This window comes from Pseudomonas sp., assembly GCF_002796985.1.
In the GTDB taxonomy this organism is placed as follows: Bacteria; Pseudomonadota; Gammaproteobacteria; order Pseudomonadales; family Pseudomonadaceae; genus Pseudomonas.
The window spans coordinates 249,730-267,433 of sequence record NZ_PEKX01000018.1; the positions used below are offsets into that span (position 1 = coordinate 249,730).

Annotated in this window: 16 protein-coding genes; 10 read left to right on the plus strand and 6 right to left on the minus strand. The window is 64.4% G+C overall.

Annotation, left to right across the window (positions count from 1 at the left end):
• Positions 1 to 45: 45 nt before the first annotated feature.
• The 3 genes from alg8 to yaaA all read right to left on the minus strand — a co-directional run bounded on the left by alg8 (position 46) and on the right by yaaA (position 4,821).
• Positions 46 to 1,527: a mannuronan synthase gene (gene alg8 / locus CTR55_RS21695; RefSeq protein ID WP_296289226.1), complete on the minus strand. Its 1,482-nt coding sequence runs from the start codon at positions 1,525 to 1,527 to the stop codon at positions 46 to 48.
• Between the two features lie 131 nt (positions 1,528 to 1,658).
• Entirely contained in the window at positions 1,659 to 2,969 is a 1,311-nt protein-coding gene (algD, locus tag CTR55_RS21700) for a GDP-mannose 6-dehydrogenase (protein ID WP_296289227.1), read from the minus strand.
• A 1,072-nt stretch (positions 2,970 to 4,041) separates the two neighbouring features.
• Positions 4,042 to 4,821: a peroxide stress protein YaaA gene (gene yaaA, locus CTR55_RS21705; RefSeq protein ID WP_296289228.1), complete on the minus strand. Its 780-nt coding sequence runs from the start codon at positions 4,819 to 4,821 to the stop codon at positions 4,042 to 4,044.
• A gap of 473 nt (positions 4,822 to 5,294) precedes the next feature.
• Here yaaA and CTR55_RS21710 point away from each other — a divergent pair, with 473 nt between their 5' ends.
• The 10 genes from CTR55_RS21710 to CTR55_RS21755 all read left to right on the plus strand — a co-directional run bounded on the left by CTR55_RS21710 (position 5,295) and on the right by CTR55_RS21755 (position 14,346).
• Positions 5,295 to 6,686, plus strand: coding sequence for a PhoH family protein (locus CTR55_RS21710; protein WP_296289229.1), 1,392 nt, complete (start codon positions 5,295 to 5,297; stop codon positions 6,684 to 6,686).
• Between the two features lie 436 nt (positions 6,687 to 7,122).
• Entirely contained in the window at positions 7,123 to 7,614 is a 492-nt protein-coding gene (gene moaC, locus CTR55_RS21715; RefSeq protein ID WP_296289230.1) for a cyclic pyranopterin monophosphate synthase MoaC, read from the plus strand.
• Positions 7,611 to 7,859 carry a MoaD/ThiS family protein gene (locus tag CTR55_RS21720; protein WP_296289232.1) on the plus strand — a complete coding sequence of 83 codons (249 nt, stop codon included), beginning with the start codon at positions 7,611 to 7,613 and terminating at the stop codon, positions 7,857 to 7,859. The genes moaC and CTR55_RS21720 overlap by 4 nt, the downstream gene beginning before the upstream one ends.
• Before the next feature lie 4 nt (positions 7,860 to 7,863).
• Positions 7,864 to 8,316: a molybdopterin synthase catalytic subunit MoaE gene (gene moaE / locus CTR55_RS21725; RefSeq protein WP_296289234.1), complete on the plus strand. Its 453-nt coding sequence runs from the start codon at positions 7,864 to 7,866 to the stop codon at positions 8,314 to 8,316.
• A 187-nt stretch (positions 8,317 to 8,503) separates the two neighbouring features.
• Entirely contained in the window at positions 8,504 to 10,018 is a 1,515-nt protein-coding gene (locus tag CTR55_RS21730; RefSeq protein WP_296289235.1) for a C69 family dipeptidase, read from the plus strand.
• A gap of 122 nt (positions 10,019 to 10,140) precedes the next feature.
• Positions 10,141 to 10,695 carry a molybdenum cofactor biosynthesis protein B gene (moaB, locus tag CTR55_RS21735; protein WP_296289237.1) on the plus strand — a complete coding sequence of 185 codons (555 nt, stop codon included), beginning with the start codon at positions 10,141 to 10,143 and terminating at the stop codon, positions 10,693 to 10,695.
• The gene (gene glp / locus CTR55_RS21740) at positions 10,692 to 11,927 is read left to right on the plus strand and encodes a gephyrin-like molybdotransferase Glp (RefSeq protein WP_296289238.1); all 1,236 of its coding nucleotides are present in this window, start codon (positions 10,692 to 10,694) and stop codon (positions 11,925 to 11,927) included. Before moaB ends, glp begins: the two co-directional genes overlap by 4 nt.
• A gap of 55 nt (positions 11,928 to 11,982) precedes the next feature.
• On the plus strand, positions 11,983 to 12,978 hold the full coding sequence (locus tag CTR55_RS21745; protein ID WP_296289240.1) for a peptidase U32 family protein: 996 nt from the start codon (positions 11,983 to 11,985) through the stop codon (positions 12,976 to 12,978).
• Between the two features lie 10 nt (positions 12,979 to 12,988).
• The gene (locus CTR55_RS21750) at positions 12,989 to 13,879 is read left to right on the plus strand and encodes a U32 family peptidase (RefSeq protein WP_296289242.1); all 891 of its coding nucleotides are present in this window, start codon (positions 12,989 to 12,991) and stop codon (positions 13,877 to 13,879) included.
• Positions 13,873 to 14,346: an SCP2 sterol-binding domain-containing protein gene (locus CTR55_RS21755; protein WP_296289244.1), complete on the plus strand. Its 474-nt coding sequence runs from the start codon at positions 13,873 to 13,875 to the stop codon at positions 14,344 to 14,346. The genes CTR55_RS21750 and CTR55_RS21755 overlap by 7 nt, the downstream gene beginning before the upstream one ends.
• A gap of 142 nt (positions 14,347 to 14,488) precedes the next feature.
• Here the strand turns inward: CTR55_RS21755 and CTR55_RS21760 are convergent, their stop codons facing one another.
• The 3 genes from CTR55_RS21760 to CTR55_RS21770 all read right to left on the minus strand — a co-directional run bounded on the left by CTR55_RS21760 (position 14,489) and on the right by CTR55_RS21770 (position 17,571).
• A complete protein-coding gene (locus CTR55_RS21760; RefSeq protein ID WP_296289246.1) occupies positions 14,489 to 14,857 on the minus strand; it encodes a putative zinc-binding protein in 369 nt (122 codons plus the stop codon).
• Between the two features lie 201 nt (positions 14,858 to 15,058).
• Positions 15,059 to 15,712 (minus strand): two-component system response regulator NarL, encoded by a 654-nt coding sequence (gene narL / locus CTR55_RS21765; protein WP_296289248.1) that lies wholly within the window; start codon positions 15,710 to 15,712, stop codon positions 15,059 to 15,061.
• The gene (locus CTR55_RS21770) at positions 15,709 to 17,571 is read right to left on the minus strand and encodes a histidine kinase (RefSeq protein WP_296289250.1); all 1,863 of its coding nucleotides are present in this window, start codon (positions 17,569 to 17,571) and stop codon (positions 15,709 to 15,711) included. The genes narL and CTR55_RS21770 overlap by 4 nt, the downstream gene beginning before the upstream one ends.
• Between the last annotated feature and the right edge of the window lie 133 nt (positions 17,572 to 17,704).

Sequence of the window (17,704 nt, forward strand, 5' to 3'; positions counted from 1 at the left end):
GAGTCCTGTTCGTAGCTAATAGGGAGTCGTGGCTAAAGAGAGTCTTCAGACGATGGTCAGCAGTACGGCGACGAAAACGCTGGCCGCGGAAAAGGTCATCGCTCGCGAGGACCAGGTGTTGAACCAGCGCTGGAAGCTGGCCAGGCCGCGGTCGAGCTTGGTGTTCTGGCGCGTCCAGGACTGCTGGTCGAGGCGGAAGAACACGTAGATCTTCACCAGGGCACCGACGATCTGGTTGTAATAGAGGATCGCGGGATAGGCCGGCCCGATGTGGTGGCCCGACAGCGACAGCAGCAGGGTCAGCACAAAGCGGGTGATGCCGATCCACAGCAGGTAGATGAGCAGGAAGGCGATGCTGTACTTGATGCTGGCGATGATCGCGGCGACCAGGCCGAGCAGGCAGGTCCACATCGACAGGCGCTGGTCGAACAGCACCACGCTGGTGAACCAGCCCAGGCGCTGCGGGCCCAGGGCGAGGGCGCGGGAGTTCTGCCGCAGGTTGTTGCCGTACCAGCGGAACATCAGCTTGCGGCTGGCCTTGATGAAGCTCTTCTCCGGCGGGTGCTCGACCGTGTTGATCGCCGCGTCCGGTACGTAGAAGGTGTCGTAGCCCAGGCGCATCAGGCTGTACCAGCTGGACTTGTCGTCACCGGTGAGGAACTGGAAGCGGCCCAGGCGCCAGTGGTCCAGGTGGTCGCTTTCGACGTCGGTGATGAAGTCCGGGTCGGTGACCACGGCGGCGCGGAACACCGACATGCGCCCGGTCATGGTCAGCACGCGCTTGGACAGGGCCATGGAGCACATGTTGATGTGGCGCTGGGCGAAACGCAGCTTGTGCCACTCGCTCATCACGTAGCTGCCGCGTACTTCGCAGAACTCGTTGGTGGTCAGGCCGCCGACGTTGGGGAAGAGCTTGAACCAGGGCACGGTCTTCTTCACCACGCCCGGCTCGAGCACGGTATCGCCATCGATCACCGCGACCACCGAGTGTTCGTCCGGCAGGTGCCGGGAGATGGCGCGGAAACCATGGGCGAGGCCGTCGCGCTTGCCGGTGCCGGGGATGCGCACGAAGTCGAGATCGACGTGCTCCGGCGGGTTGAGCTTCTGCCACTGCTGCTTGATCAGCACCTCGTCGGACATCTCGACGATGGAGCACACCACGGTGGTGGGGTAGCCGCAGGCAATGGCTTCTTCGATGACCGAGCGATAGACCATCGAGGTGGTCAGCGCATCGATACGGAAACTGGTGACCATCAGGTACACATGGGACGGGTCGGCCGCCTCGCCGAGCTTGCGCATGCGGCGGCGGTAGTGCGGGTAGACCACGTAGAGGAACAGCATGCCGCGCAGGAAGTGCAGGCCACCCATGGAATAGCGCCAGATGCCGACCGCGCCGATCAGCAGCAGGAAGTCCTTGGATTCGGCGTCGAATACCGTCGGCGGCACCAGCAGTGCCAGCAGCATCAGCAGGCTGAGGAAGACCAGCCAGCCCGTGGCTTCACCGATCACTCGTTTGTAGGTTTCCATCGTCGAAATCCGTCTGTCGCTTCTTGGGGCGTGGGGCTCTTGTAGGAGCGAGCTTGCTCGCGAACCCGCCTGGCACCGAGGTGCGGCGGAGAGCATTCGCGAGCAGGCTCGCTCCTACGAAGAGCGGCGCGTTACCAGCAGATGCCTTCGGCGCGGTCGTCTGTGACGCTGGGCATGAAGCCGATCAGGTCGACGACCTTCTTGCCTTCGGGCGCCTGGTTCACCACGTCGACGAACAGCTCGTCACCGTTGCCCAGCACCAGCACGTCGGAGGACTTCACGACGGCGTCGAGGTCCGAGACCAGCAGCGAGGAGACGTGCGGGATCTTCGATTCGATGTACTCCTTGTTCGCGCCATGGACGCGGGCGTACTCGACGTTGCGGTCGAAGATCTGCAGCTCGTAGCCCTTGCCGATGAGCATCTCGGCCAGTTCCACCAGCGGGCTTTCACGCAGGTCATCGGTGCCGGACTTGAACGACAGGCCGAGCAGGCCGACCTTGCGGCTGCCGTGGGCGGCGATGATGTCGAAGGCCTTCTGCACCTGGTGCTGGTTGCTGCGCATGATCGAGCCGAGCATCGGGTGCTCGATGTCCAGCTGGCTGGCGCGGTAGGTGAGGGCGCGTACGTCCTTGGGCAGGCAGGAGCCGCCGAAGGCGAAGCCGGGCTTCATGTAGTAGCGCGACAGGTTCAGCTTGCGGTCCTGGCAGATCACGTCCATCACCTCGCGGCCATCGACGCCGACGGCCTTGGCGATGTTGCCGATCTCGTTGGCGAAGGTGACCTTGGCGGCGTGCCAGACGTTGCAGGTGTACTTGATCATCTCGGCGACCTCGATGGTCTTGCGGATGATCGGCGCGTCCAGCTCGCGGTAGATCTCTTCCAGCAGGTCGCCGGTCTGGGCGTCCAGCTCACCGATGACGGTCATGGGCGGGAAGTCGTAGTCCTTGATCGCGGTGGATTCGCGCAGGAACTCTGGATTAGTACCCACGCCGAAGTCGGCGCCGGCCTTCTTGCCCGAGCAATCTTCGATGATCGGGATCACCACGTTGTTCACGGTGCCCGGCAGCACGGTGCTGCGCACGACCACGGTGTGGCGTTCCTTCTTCTCGCGGATGGCGTAGCCGATCTCGCGGCAGACGGACTCGATGTAGCCCAGGTCGAGGTCGCCGTTCTTCTTGCTCGGGGTGCCGACGCAGATGAACGACACGTCGGTATCCAGTACGGCCTTCTTGAAGTCGGTGGTGCCCGACAGGCGACCGCTGCGGATGCCCTGTTGCAGCAGCGGCTCCAGACCCGGCTCGACGATGGGCGACTTCCCGTTGTTGATCAGATCGATCTTGGTGGTGGACACGTCCACCCCAATGACTTCATGGCCTCGTGCGGACAGGCAGCCGGCACATACTGCGCCAACATACCCAAGACCAAAGATGCTGATACGCATCGCATTCACCTCTTCAATGGTCGAACTGTTTAAAGTTGCCCGATAGGGCGATTTATTCAGGTTGAGTGAATCCCCGGAGTTCACTGTTGAAGTGTTCTCCGTACTTCCTTCCAGGCAGGCATGGGAATCGAGTGCTAAACTTTCGAGCACGGTCTTGGTGCAAACTTAAAGTGTTTGCCCTGTTATGTTTCAGACGGATTGCAACGTTGGTGCAGTTTCCGCCTGGCGTGCTCCAGTCTGGTTAGATGATTGCCTCGTCATCTGAAAAGTTCAGTTATTTCATTGGGTTGTGGTTCTGGGTTGAATCGATAAGAGCTGATCGAAATAACCTTTGAACTAAAACGCCAATATCCATCGGGGCATTTTTGCGCGGCCAACGATGGTCGTTGCGCAAATAGGATTTATCCGAAATGCGGTTAGTTCCTTCCGCTCATCTCACCCCTGAAAGAATGTGAAATATCCAATTGATATCAATTGGTGCTGAATTAATGGCCATGTATGACGGTTGTTGCTCCATGCAAACTGCATGGTCGGGGAAAGTTCCAGTGAATTTTTCGTTAAAAACGACCCCGTATCGTCGCCAATACATTCGTTCAGCCGCCGTTCAGCTTTCTCTCTTGCAAAGTGCAATCGTGAAATGCATGTCATGGCCAAAGGCTGTTAATGGCCAATGGATTACAAGGCAGGGAGCGAATCAGGACGATTTCCATCCTTCCGACCGGTGCGGACGGCCGAAAGAAATTCTCACGATTAATCCTGAAGCAGACGAACGGTCATTTAGACCTTGCTGGGTGTGTGGCCATGAGGGGGTGTTTTGGACAGAAAACGCACAGAACTGCCACCGATGATCGGGCGCTCGTATGGTCAATGGCTTACAGGCCAGTTGGAATCAACGCGGCCAGCCGCGCTTCATGTAGGAGCGAGCTTGCTCGCGAACCCGTCGCCGCAGCGGGGCCTGTTCGCGAACAAGCTCGCTCCTACAAAGGGCACGATCCCTCGGGTAGAGGGGAAACAAAAACGGGAGCCCTGACTGCCAATCAGGGCTCCCGTTCGGTGCAACTGGCGGGCTGGATCAGTCTTCGGCGTGGTCGCGCAGGAACACCAGTTGGTCCGCCTTGGAGTGCTCGGCGCTGTAGGCGTAGCCCGCGTAGTTGAAGTCCTTCAGGCCTTCCGGGTTGGTCAGGCGCTCCTTGATCACGTAGCGCGCCATCATCCCGCGAGCCTTCTTGGCGTAGAAGCTGATGATCTTGTACTGGCCGTTCTTCTGGTCCTTGAACTCGGTGTCGATCACCCGAGCGTTCAGGGCCTTGCGCTTCACCGCGCCGAAGTACTCGTTGGAGGCCAGGTTCAGCAGCACGTCGTCGCCCTGTTCGGCCAGGGACTGGTTCAGCCAGGCGCTGATGCGCTCGCCCCAGAAGGCGTAGAGATCCTTGCCTCGGGCATTGGCCAGCTTGGTACCCATTTCCAGACGGTATGGCTGCATCAGGTCCAGCGGGCGTAGCACGCCGTACAGACCGGAGAGCATGCGCAGATGGCGTTGGGCGAAATCGAAGTCGTCTTCGCTGAAGTCCTCGGCCTGCATGCCGGTGTAGACGTCGCCCTTGAAGGCCAGCAGCGCCTGCTTGGCGTTGGCCTGGGTGAATTCCGGGTGCCAGCTGCCGAAGCGTGCGGCGTTCAGGCCCGCCAGCTTGTCCGACAGGTGCATCAGCTCGGCGATCTGCGCCGGGGCCAGTTCGCGCAGGATGCCGATCAGCTCCTGGGCATCGTCCAGGTGCTCGGGCAGGGTGAAGCGCTGCGTCACCGGAGCGGTGTCGTAGTCCAGGGTCTTGGCGGGGGAAATCACCATCAGCATCGTGCGGTCTCCTACAAGCGAGCGGCGATTGTAAGGAGTCGCGGGCGTTGGCTCCACCTATGGGGACGATTAGCGTGGCGCGGCGTGCTGCCAGCGGCGCCTGCAGGGGCGGCAGGGCGGGAGCTGCGGCGGGCTAAGGGACTGATCTGACGAAAAAAGAGGAGGGCATTACGGGAGGTAGGACTCCTAAAACTAGCGCTGTCCGGAGACCTCGCCAAGGTATTTCGTCGTACGACGAAAAAAACTTTCCTGAGAAGGAAAAAGACTTTTTATCGTCATGTTTTTTCCTGTATTTCTTGAGGTGTAGACCGCCGAACCCTGCAGACAGGTGGCGGCCCCGGCCCGGCCAGTCCCTTGCTTGCAATGCTCTCGCCCCCTGTCGATCCCAGGGCCCCGAGAGCCGGTGGCTCACCGCACGGCGGAGCGCTGTAAAGGCATTCCGTCGTAACGCTCCTACAAGAGGTGACCCGCGTATGGATGACCACGGACGCTCCCGCCCCACCCAGCCCACCTTGTACGTCCTCGACACCAACGTCCTGATCCACGATCCCAACGCCTTGCTGAATTTCCAGGAGCACCACGTCGCGATCCCGATGACGGTGCTGGAGGAACTGGACAAGCTCAAGACCGGCAAGCACACCGTGGCCGCGGAATGCCGCCAGGCGATCCGCCTGATCGATTCGGTACTGGGCGAAGCCTCACCGGAGCAAGTAGAGGATGGCGTGCCCATCCAGCGCGGCAAGAGCGGCCCCTGTGGCAGCCTGTCGATCCTCATGAGCAAGCGTGCCGAGCCGATCACCTGGCTGCCCGAGCACCTCAACGACAACAAGATCATCAACCAGCTGGTGGAGCTGAAGAGTCGCCATAGCAGCAAGCGTGTGGTGCTGGTCACCAAGGACATCAACATGCGCCTGAAGGCGCGTGCCTGCGGGGTTTTTGCCGAGGACTACCACACCGACCAACTGGTCGACGATATCAATATGCTCTCGCGGGGTTACCACTCGCTGAGCGGATCGTTCTGGGACCGCGTCAGCAAGGTGGAGACCCGCCAGGACCGCGGTCGCACCTGGCACCGGGTACAGCTCACCGACAACCTGCCGGCGGTGCACATCAACGAGTTCATCGTCGATGAGCAGGGCTTCGTCGGCTGGATCAAGGGCATCGACCAGGACGAGCTGACCATCCTCGACCTGCACCAGGAGCCGCTGCTGCACCAGGAGGCCTGGGGCCTGCGCCCGCGCGATGTGTATCAGTCGCTGGCGCTCTACGCGCTGCTCGATCCGGACATCCACCTGGTCAACCTGTCCGGTGCCGCCGGCTCGGGCAAGACCATCCTCGCCCTGGCTGCCGCCATCGAGCAGACCATGGTCACCAAACGCTACAAGCGCATCATTGCCACTCGCAGCGTGCAGGGCCTGGACGAGGACATCGGCTTCCTGCCCGGCACCGAGGCCGAGAAGATGGAGCCCTGGCTCGGCGCGATCACCGACAACCTCGAGGCGCTGCATTCTGACGATGAGTGCACCCACGGCAGCGTCGATTACATCCTCAGCAAGGTACCGCTGCAGTTCAAATCGCTGAACTACATCCGCGGTCGCAGCTTCCAGCAAAGCCTGATCCTGATCGACGAGTGCCAGAACCTCACCCCGCACCAGATGAAGACCATCATCACCCGTGCGGGCAACGGCTCGAAGGTGATCTGCCTGGGGAACCTGGCACAGATCGACACCCCCTACCTGTCGGCCACCAGTTCCGGCCTGACCTACCTGACCGAACGCTTCAAGGACTTCCCCCACGGCGTGCACGTGACCCTGCAAGGGGTACCGCGCTCGGTGCTGGCGGAGTTCGCCGAAGCGCATATGTAACCGAAACGCGGCAATCGATCTCTGCCGATACTCCCACCCACTCCAGACAACCCCCTCTCCCTTCAGGGAGAGGGCTGGGGAGAGGGTGGCGGGGGGCAGCCATACCTCGGCGTTGGAGCCAACTCCGTTTCCCCCCTAACCCTCCCCCGCAAGCGGTGGTGGGGACTGTTGGGCAGAACCTGCAGCCGAGCGGTCAGCCGGATGCGCCGTTCGCGAGCAAGCTCGCTCCTACAGGTTCTGCGTCCGAGGTGGCCATCGGTGCTGCTGGCTGGCTTTTCGTAGGAGCGAGCTTGCTCGCGAACTCACCCAGATGCCGACGCCACCGCTCATACCTCTTTCTGTATACAATCCTCCCCCCAACGCGCCGTTTGGCGATCCGCCGGCCGCGCGCACCGGGGGTACACTGTTCCCCTGATTGACCGGAGAGTTCCCAGCCGTGCTGACCCATCTCGATTCCCAGGGCCGCGCCAACATGGTCGATGTCACCGAAAAAGCCGTGACGTCCCGTGAGGCCGTGGCCGAAGCCCGGGTGCGCATGCTCCCGGCCACCCTGCAACTGATCCAGGACGGCGGCCACCCCAAGGGCGACGTGTTCGCCGTGGCACGCATCGCCGGTATCCAGGCGGCGAAGAAGACCCATGACCTGATTCCGCTGTGCCACCCGCTGCTGCTCACCAGCGTCAAGGTCGAGCTGGTCGCCGAGGGTGAAGACACCGTGCATATCGTCGCCCGCTGCAAGCTGGCCGGGCAGACCGGTGTGGAAATGGAAGCGCTGACCGCCGCCAGCGTCGCCGCGCTGACCATCTATGACATGTGCAAGGCCGTCGACCGCGGCATGACCATCGAAAGCGTGCGCGTGCTGGAGAAGCTCGGCGGCAAGAGCGGGCATTACGTTGCTACAGAAAGCGTAGCGGGAGACACCCCATGATCCGCGTGCAGTACTTCGCCCGCTACCGCGAAGCCCTCGGCCTGGACGGCGAACAGCTGAACTGGAGCGAGTCCCTGGCCTGCCTCGATGACCTGCGGCGCCTGCTGCTGGAACGCGGCGGCGTTTGGGAGGTGCTCGGCGAACAGAACCTGATGTGCGCGCGCAACCAGGAGCTTTGCTCCCTGGACGAGCCCCTCGCCGACGGCGACGAGGTGGCGTTCTTCCCTACCGTCACCGGAGGCTGAGCCCATGACCATTCGCGTCCAGCCGGCGGCGTTCGATCCGGGCGCCGAACTCAACGCGATGCACGCGGCCAACGTCGGCGTCGGCGCAGTGGTCGGCTTCGTCGGCTATGTGCGTGATTTCAACGACGGCCGCGAAGTGGGCGGCATGTTCCTCGAGCACTACGCCGGCATGACCGAGAAGGCACTGGCGAAGATCGAGGTCGAGGCCAACCAGCGCTGGCCGCTGCTGCGCCTGGAGATCCTCCACCGTATCGGCCGCCTGGAGCCGGGCGAGCCCATCGTCTTCGTCGGCGCCGCGAGCGCCCACCGCCAGGCGGCATTCGACGCCTGCAACTTCGTCATGGACTACCTGAAAACCCGCGCGCCATTCTGGAAGAAGGAAGACACCACCGACGGCCCGCGCTGGGTCGAGGGCCGCTGCAGCGATCAGGCTGCTGCTGAGCGCTGGAAGGGCTGAGTCCATTCATCGCGCCTGCGCCCGCCAAGGTGCGCAGGTTCGAAGCTTGTCTATGCTCATGGACGATGCCAGGGAGGTGTCGTTGCTCCACGCCAAGGAAACGTCCCGCACTTCGTAGTACATCTCCTGGCTCCAGCGCCGTGCCGGCTTTGGCTGCACGACGGATCGCAAGCCGAGGAGACTTCCCATGAACAAGCCCAACTTCGCGCTCAAGGCCCTTGCCGCCGCTCTGCTGGTCGGCGGTTTCTGCCAGAGCGCGCTGGCCTGCACCACCATCATCGCCGGGCGCAAGGCCACCGCCGACGGCTCCGTGCTGGTCGCGCGACTGGAGGACTACACCTACAACAACCACGCCAAGCGCTTTGTCGTGGTGCCGCCGCAGCAGTACAAGGACGGCGACAAGCTCAGCTTCGACAACGGCGTCAGCGTCCCCGCACCCAAGGCCGGGATGCGCTACACCGCCATGCGTGACTGGAACGGCGACCAGCGCGGCGCGCTAGGCCCCTGGAGCGAGTTCGGCGCCAACGAGGCGGGGGTGATCCTCTCCGCCACCAACAGTACCGAGCCCAATGAAAAGGCTGCCAAGGCCGACCCGCTGGTGGCCGACGAGGGCGGGGTGATCGAAGCCATCCTGCCGGACCTGATCCTGCCCCAGGCGAAGACCGCGCGTGAAGGCGTGGAGCTGCTGGGCAAGTACGTCGAGACACTGGGTGCCGGGGAAACCAACGGCATCCAGATCGCCGACGACCAGGAAGCCTGGCTGTTCGAGATCGGCTCCGGGCACCACTGGATCGCCGTGCGCGTGCCGGATGACGGCTACGTGGTGATGGCCAACGGCATGCGCGTGCACGACGCCAACCTCAACGACAAGGCCAGTGTCCTGAGCAGCCCCGGCATTGCCGAGTTCGCCGAGAAACACCAGCTGCTGGACAAGGTCGACCCGGCGAAATTCAACTTCGCCAAGGCCTTCGGCATCGTCGGCGATGCCTACAACGTCGACCGCGAATGGCTGGTGCAGAGCAAGTTGGAGTCCGCGCGCAAGCAGGACATCCGCCAGCCGCAGTATCCCTTCTATACCAAGCCCGAGAAGCCCATCAGCGTCGAGCAGGTGGCGGCCATCCTGCGCATCGACAGTTACGCCGGTACCCCACTGGACGGCAAGAAGCCGGCGGGTGACCAGAAGCAGCGGCCCATCGCGATGGAGCGCAACGTCGAGGCGCACATCCTGCAGGTCCGTCCGCAGATGCCCAAGGGGTTGCAGGTACTGTCCTGGCAGTCCCTGGGCAACGTGCGCGACGGCCTGTTGCTGCCGTATTACCTGGAGAGCCTGCGCAGCACGCCACGGGCGTTCCAGCAGGGCAGCGACGACTTTGACGAGCGCTCCGCCTGGTGGACCTTCCGCAGCCTGACTTCCCTGGCCCACGCCAACGACAAGCAGTACATGCCCCTGCTGCACGGCTGGCGTGATCGCCTGGAAGGCAGCCTGCGCGCTGCGCAGCCGGCCGAGGACGAGATGCTCAAGGCTCTCGCGCAGAAGGATGGCGAAACGGCCCGCGCCGCCGCCGAGCGCTTCAGCAACGGCACCGCGCTCTGGGCTCTGGACCAGGCGGGTGTGCTGCGCGCCAGCATCCTCACCGACCTGACCAAATCCACCGAGCAGAACTACAGCGCTGAGGAGCTGGAGAAGATCAAACACCTGTAGCGCGCTGACCGGAGGTACTGCCCCGCAAGCGCCGGGGCAGTACCTCCTAGGGGGAATGGGCGCCCCCCGCGAACGGGCGCAGGCTGGCGCCAGCCCTTTTTTGCTCCTTATCGGAGAGCCCCATGAGCCATCTCAGCACCCCGGAATTTCTGCCGCTGGAGATCGCTGTCCTCACCGTCAGCGATACCCGCAGCCTGCACAACGACACCTCCGGCCAGGCCCTGGTGACCTCGCTGCAACGCGCCGGTCATGCCCTGGCCGAGCGCCGGTTGGTGATCGACGACATCTACCAGATCCGCGCCGTGGTCTCGGCCTGGATTGCCGACCCCAAGGTCCAGGTCGGCCTGATCACCGGTGGCACCGGCTTCACCGCCCGCGATAACACCCCGCAAGCCGTCGCCCCGTTGCTGGAACGCACCGTGGATGGCTTCGGCGAGCTGTTCCGGCAGATTTCCCGCGAGGAAATCGGCACCTCCACCGTCCAGTCCCGCGCCATCGCCGGCATCACCAACGGCACCCTGATCTGCTGTCTGCCCGGTTCCACCGGCGCCTGCCTGACCGCCTGGGAAAAAATCCTCGTGGAGCAGTTGGACAGCCGCACCAAGCCGTGCAATTTCGTCCCTCATCTCAAGCGCCTGCCCGAGCGCCCGGTACTGGCCTGCGGTACGCGCTCATGAGCGCCTGCGGCTGTTCCGGCTCCGGCCTGCGCCCGGTGGACGAGGCCATTGCCGCGCTGATGGATTTCGTGCCAATGGCGCCGCCGACCGTGCGTGTCGACCTGGAGGACGCCCTGGGCCGCATCCTGGCCGAAGACATTCACTCGCCCATCGATCTGCCCCTGTGGGACAACAGCGCGATGGACGGCTACGCCCTGCGCAGTGCCGACATGGGCCCTGCCGGTGCACGGCTGAAGATCGCCGGCTACATCGCCGCCGGTGATGCCGCCCAGGTCGAGCTGCAACCGGGCGAGGCCATGCGCATTTTCACCGGTGCGCCGCTGCCGCCGGGGGCGGACAGCGTGATCGCCCAGGAAGACTGCGAGGTCGATGGAGACTGGCTGCAGGTGCCCGTGGTCGCGCATGGCAGCCACGTGCGCCGACGTGGCGAAGAGCTCTGCGAGGGCGATGCCCTGCTCAGCACTGGCCAGAAACTGCGCGCCCAGGACCTTGGCCTGCTGGCCAGCGTTGGTCTGGACCGCGTTGGCGTCTACCGCCCGCTGCGTGTCTGCCTGCTGAGCAGCGGTGACGAATTGCGCGAACCCGGCGAGTCACTGGCGCCGGGGCAGATCTACAACGCCAACCGCTTCAGCGTCGGCGCACTGCTGCGCGGCTGGGGCATCGAAGTGCACGACTACGGTGTGCTCGCCGATACCCTGGCGGCCAGTCGCGATGCGCTGAGCCTCGCCGCGTCCGAATGGGACGTGCTGATCACCAGCGGCGGCGTGTCGGTGGGCGACCGCGATTACCTCAAGCAGGCGATCCGCGAGCTGGGCGAACTGCATCTGTGGAAGCTGAAGATGCAGCCGGGCAAGCCGCTGGCGTTCGGCAGCATCGCCGGCAAGCCGTGGATCGGCCTGCCGGGCAACCCGGCTGCCGCGCTGGTCACTGCCCTGGTGGTGGCTCGGCCGTTCCTCTGGCGCGCCCAGGGACGCAGCGCAGTCGATACGCTGCCGGTGACACTGCCGGCGGGCTTCGATTGGTTGACTGCCAACTCGCGCCGCCAGTACCTGCGTGCGCGTCTGGAACTGGATGACAGTGGCGTGGCGCGTATCTGCCTGCATCCGCAGCAGGGCTCGGCCATGCTGCGCGCGGCGAGCTGGGCCGATGGCCTGGCGGTGGTGGAGGCCGGGCGCATCCTGCGTGCTGGCGAGCCGCTGCCATTCCTGTCTTTCAGCGAACTCGGCGCCTGACGCCGTTCCCGGCTGCCGGCGGGGGCCGGCGGCCTCCGCACTGCCCGGGGGAAGCATGCAACTGGTCTGCCCGGCGGGAAGTCTGCCCGCCTTGAAATCGGCGCTGCGCGAAGGCGCTGACGCCATCTACGTCGGTTTTCGCGACGACACCAACGCCCGGCATTTTGCCGGCCTCAACCTCGATGACCGCCAATTGCGCCAGGGCGTGGAGCTTATCCACAGCGCCGGCAAGCAGATGTACGTGGCGGTCAACACCTACCCCGGCGCCGCCGGTTGGGCGCGCTGGCAGCGCGCCGTGGACCACGCCGCAGACCTGGGCGTGGACGCGCTGATCGCTGCCGACTGCGCGGTGCTTGGCTATGCCGCCAAGCGCCACCCGAACCTCGCGCTGCATCTCTCGGTGCAAGGCTCGGCCACCAATGTCGCGGCGCTGGCGTTCTATCACGAGCGCTACGGTATCCGCCGTGCGGTATTGCCGCGCGTGCTGTCGATGGCGCAGGTACGCCAGGTGGCGGCCAATAGCCCGGTGCCCATCGAAGTCTTCGCCTTCGGCAGCCTGTGCATCATGGCCGAGGGACGTTGCCACCTGTCGTCCTACGTTACCGGCGAGTCGCCCAACCTGTGCGGCGTCTGCTCGCCGGCCAAGGCGGTGCGCTGGAGCGAGGAGCCCGAGGGCCTGACCTCGCGCCTCAACGACGTGTTGATCGATCGCTATGCGCCGGATGAGCCGGCGGGCTACCCGACCTTGTGCAAGGGCCGCTTCGTGGTCAACGGCGAGCGCTTCCACGCGCTGGAGGAGCCCACCAGCCTGAACACCATCGACCTGATCCCGCAATTGGCGGAAATCGGCGTGGCGGCAGTGAAGATCGAGGGCCGGCAACGCAGCCCGGCCTATGTCGAGCAGGTCACCCGTGTCTGGCGCCAGGCGCTGGATGCGTGGCAACGCGCACCGGAGAACTACCGCGCGCTGACGCAGTGGCAGGACGCCCTGGACAAGCTTTCCGAAGGCCACCAGACGACCCTGGGCGCCTACCATCGCTCCTGGCAGTGAGGACATCGTGATGAAACTCAGCCTGGGACCGGTGCTGTTCTACTGGGACCGCCGGACACTCCTGGATTTTTACGCGCAGATGGCCGAACAGCCGCTGGACGCCATCTATATCGGCGAAACCGTCTGCTCCAAACGCCGCGCGCTGGCGCTGGACGACTGGCTGGGGCTGGGCCGCGAGCTGCAGCAGCAGAGTGGGGCGCAGATACTCATCTCGGGCCTTGCGCTGATCGAGGCGGCCTCCGAGCTGTCGTCGTTGCGCCGCCTCTGCGCCAACGGCGAGTTGCAGGTCGAGGCCAGCGACATGGGCGCGGTGCAGATTCTCAGTACCCTGGGCGTCGAGTTCGTCGGCGGGCCGGCGCTCAACGTCTACAACGGCCACACGCTGGCCGAGCTGCATGCTGCCGGGTTACGCCGCTGGGTACCGCCGGTGGAATGCTCCGGCGAGCAGATCCACGCGGTGATCGAGCAGGCCCGCGAACTGGGCCTCAACGATGTGCAGACCGAGGTATTCGCCTACGGCCATCTGCCGCTGGCCTATTCGGCGCGCTGCTTCACCGCGCGGGCGGAGAACCGGCCCAAGGATGACTGCCAGTTCTGCTGTCTGAACTACCCGGAGGGCATGTCGATGCTCAGCCAGGAAGGCATGCCGCTGTTCACCCTCAACGGTATCCAGACCATGTCCGGCGAGGCCAGCAACCTGCTGGCGGACTACGCCTCGCTGCGTGATTGCGGGGCCGATCTGCTGCGCCTGAGCCCTCGCGCCGAGGGGATGGTGGAGGTCGTGCAGGCCTTCGACCGGGTGCGCAAGGGCGCCACGCCGCCGCTGGCGGTGGAAGGCTGCAATGGTTACTGGCATGGCCGTCCCGGCATGCTGCGCAGTGATGAGGTGAACCTGTGCTGACACTCGAAACCGGCGCCTTGCGCGCCGCCGACCGACTCCTGCCACTGGCCGCGCGCGTCCCTTCGGGACTGCAGCGCGCGGTGCTGCAACGCGCCGCCAACCGGCTGTTCGCCGAACAGTTGGCGGACGGCTCCTTCGACATGCTCGAGGGCCACTGGCTGCGCCTGGAAGTGAGCGATCTGGGGTTGGGCTGGAGCCTGACGCGCGGCCGTGATGGCCTGCGTTTCGCCGATGCCTGCTCACCCAGCGTGACCATTCGTGGCAGCTGGCGCGACTTCCTGCTGCTGGCGGGCCGGCAGGAAGACCCGGACACGCTGTTCTTCCGTCGTCGCCTGGTGATCGAAGGCGATACCGAACTGGGCCTGGCGGTGAAGAACCTGATCGACAGCCTCGATCCGGACAGCCTGCCCGCCTGGCTGTGGAGCGCCATGCGCCGTGCCAGCCGGGTGGTGCAGGAAAACGCCTGATCCGCTCCCCGCAGGATGGCGTGGAGCGAAGCGATACCCATCGATTGTCGGTGCCAGGACAGCATGGGTATCGCAAGCTCCACCCATCCTACGTCAGAGCCCGCCGGCTGACCTTTTGTGCCTCGCCGGGGGCGGCAAAGCCTCAGGCCGGGGTGCGTACGAGGAACTGCAGTTCCTCGTAGAGCATCTCGAAGTCCTGGACCGGCGCGTCTTCGCCGTAGCGTTTCTTCAGGCCGTATTCGGTGAGGGTGATCTCGTGCTCGGCCTTCACCCCGTGGCGCGCCAGGCAGCTTTGCACGCAGTGCAGGTGGCAGCCATCCACGGCAATGATCGGCCGGCCCGAGCAGGCTTTCTTCACCAGCGCTGGCACGTCGCCGCCCACCCCCGCGATACAGGACATTTCCGCCAAGCCGTCACGGTCCAGGCGCAGTGCAAGGTCGTTGGCCAACTGCGCAAGGTTGGAGCAGCCGGAGCAGGAATAGACGAGGGGCAGGTGCGATGAGGGCGGCATGGGGACCTCCAGGGTGAGTCCCGCAGTGTCCCGCCGCGACGCCTTGTCGCGACATGATCTGAATCAACTTGGCGGGTGGACTACTACCAGGGAGGTAGAAACTCCATGTAGGAGCGAGCTTGCTCGCGAACAAGATCCGCCGCGGGGGTTGTTCGCGAGCAAGCCCGCTCCTACAGGTATGGCCACGCTCGGTGCGAGTGGTTAGACCAGATGGTTCTCCACCGCCCAGACCGCTGCCTCGACGCGCGAGCGAAAGCCCAGCTTGTGCAGCACACGCTTGACGTGGACCTTCACGGTGCCTTCGGTGATATCGAGTTTGCGCGCGATCATCTTGTTGCTGTAGCCGTGGGCGAGCTGGCGGAGGATCTGCCGCTCACGGTCGGTAAGTTCGTCGATGCCTTTGGGCCGGTCATCGCCACGCAGGGCCTGGGCCAGTACCTGGGTCAGTTGCGGGCTGATGGTGAGCTGGCCGGTGGCGGCCTGGCGGATGTGCTCGAGCAGGCGCTCGGGCTCCATGTCCTTGAGCAGATAACCATCGGCACCGGCACGCAGCACGTTGATCACGTCGTTGCGGTCATCGGAGACGGTGAACACCACGATGCGCGCGACCTCGCCGTTCTCGCGCATGGCGCGCAGGGTGTCGAGGCCGGTCATGCCCTTCATGTTGAGGTCGAGCAGGATCATGTCCGGCTCCAGCTCTGCGGCCATGCGCAGCGCTTCCTCGCCGCTGCCGGCTTCGCCCACGACTTCGAGGTCCTCTTCGAACTCCAGCAACTGGACCACGCCCTTGCGCATCATCGGGTGGTCATCGACGAGCAGGATGCGTGCGCGGTCATCGGTGGGGGTGGCCGTCATGGGTGGGTCTCCGGGTACTGCGACAGGGGTTTGTGGGTGAAGCGCACGCTGACGCGGGTGCCTTTGGGCTCGCGCGGGGCGATGCTGAAGGTGGCTTCGAGGGTCTGACTGCGCTCCCGCATGATACTAAGCCCATAGTGCCCATTGCGGCTCTGCGCTGGGTCAAAGCCGACTCCATCATCATCCACGGTGATGCATACCTGGTCCTCGGCGTCCTCGAAGAGGGTCACTTTCGCGTGGTGCGCCTGGGCATGGCGCACGACGTTGGACAACGCCTCGCGGACGATCTGCAGGATGTGGATTTCTTCGTTGGGGTTGAGCGGGATGTGCGCCAGGCGATTGTCCAGCTCGACGGACAGGTCGCCACGCTCGCCGAACTCTTCCACGGTCTTCACCAGCGCCGCTTCCAGGCTGGACTGCTCCAGGCTCAGGCGGAAGGTAGTGAGCAGCTCGCGCAACTGGCGATAGGCGCTGTTGAGGCCTTCGCGCAGCTCGTCCAGGGTTTCGTCGATCTTCTCGGCTGGCGCGTCGCGCTTGAGCAGCGTGGCCAGGCGGCTGACCTGGATCTTCAGGTAGGACAGCGACTGGGCGAGCGAGTCGTGCAACTCGCGGGCGATGGTACTGCGCTCGGCGAACAGCGCCAGACGGTTCTCCTGTTCCTGCTGCAGGGACAGCGCGAAGGTCCGCGCGATGTTGTCGCAGAAGCCTTCGACGAACTGCTGCTGCCAGTCTTCCAGGTGGCCGTCGGGAGTCTGGATGAACAGCTCGCCGAAGCGGTGCTCGCCGATGGACAGCGGCTGCATCAGCAGCGGGTTGATGCCGCGAATGGGATTGTTGCAGTGGTCGGCCTGGGCACGGCATTCGCCACAATTGCCCTGCAGGCAGAAGCTGCCGGTGATGCCGTCGGTGGTCAGCGAGGAGTAGGCGCGTTCGACGCCGTCCTTGTTCAGGCACAGGGTCACCTTGCCGGCCTGCAGCACGCGTTCGAGCTGGTTCAGCAGCGGCTGCAGCGAGCGCTCGTCGTACGGGTCCTGGCCCAGGCGGCGGGCACTGTCATAGAGCAGCTCCAGGCGCTGGTGGCTGTTGGAGAGGTCGCGGGTCTTGTCTTCCACTCGCGCTTCCAGTTCGCGGTAGCTGGCTTGCAGTTCCTCGGCCATCTGGTTGAAGCGCTCGCCCAGCTGGCTCAGTTCGTCCTCGCCACTGCTGCTGATCCGCGCATCGAGGTCACCCTGGCCCAGACGTCGCGCCGTGGTGGTGAGTTCGCGCAGTGGCCCGACCACGTGAAAGCTCAGGTCGTAGAGGCTGATGAACACCAGCAGCAGGCTGAGGAACAGGCACAGGCCCTGCACCGTACTGAGCATCTGCGAGCGGTACTCGGCGTTGCGTTGCAGGGTGCCGACGAAGCCGTCGATGTGCCCCACGAAGGTGTCCAGGGTGGTCAGGGCCGGCGCTTGGGAGAGGTCGAGGTTCTGCAGCTCCTCGCGCAACTGGTCGTGCTGCTGGCGGATCAGTGCGTCGGCGTCGGAGCGGCGCAGCAGACGGGTGATCTCGTCGTTGTCCAGGCGCGCGGCCAGCGTCGCTTGCAGGGCCTGGCGGTTGATCGGCGAGGGGTCCAGCGCCAGGCGGTAGGTGAGCATGCGCAGCGAGCCGGCCTGGTTGATCACCGCGGCGTCCTGATGTGAATAGTCGGCGAACAGCAGGGCGCTGAACATACCCGCCAGTGCCAGCGATACCAGTAGGGTGAGGTAGCAGCCGAAGCGCACGACGATGGATTTGCGCAGGGAAGGGCGTCCGGCAGGGGAACTACCCACAAAGAGTCGGTCGTTGCCTGAGGGGTCGGCAGTGTGCGCCGTATTCATAAGAAATGCCTTTAAAAACAATGATTTACGCATTCATTTCGGTGATACCTACAAGGAGGTAGCGGCGCGCATCTGCTCATGAATCGTCGTTTGGCTCATTGATGGCGATCAAGAGAAGGCAGCTAGTCCTTAT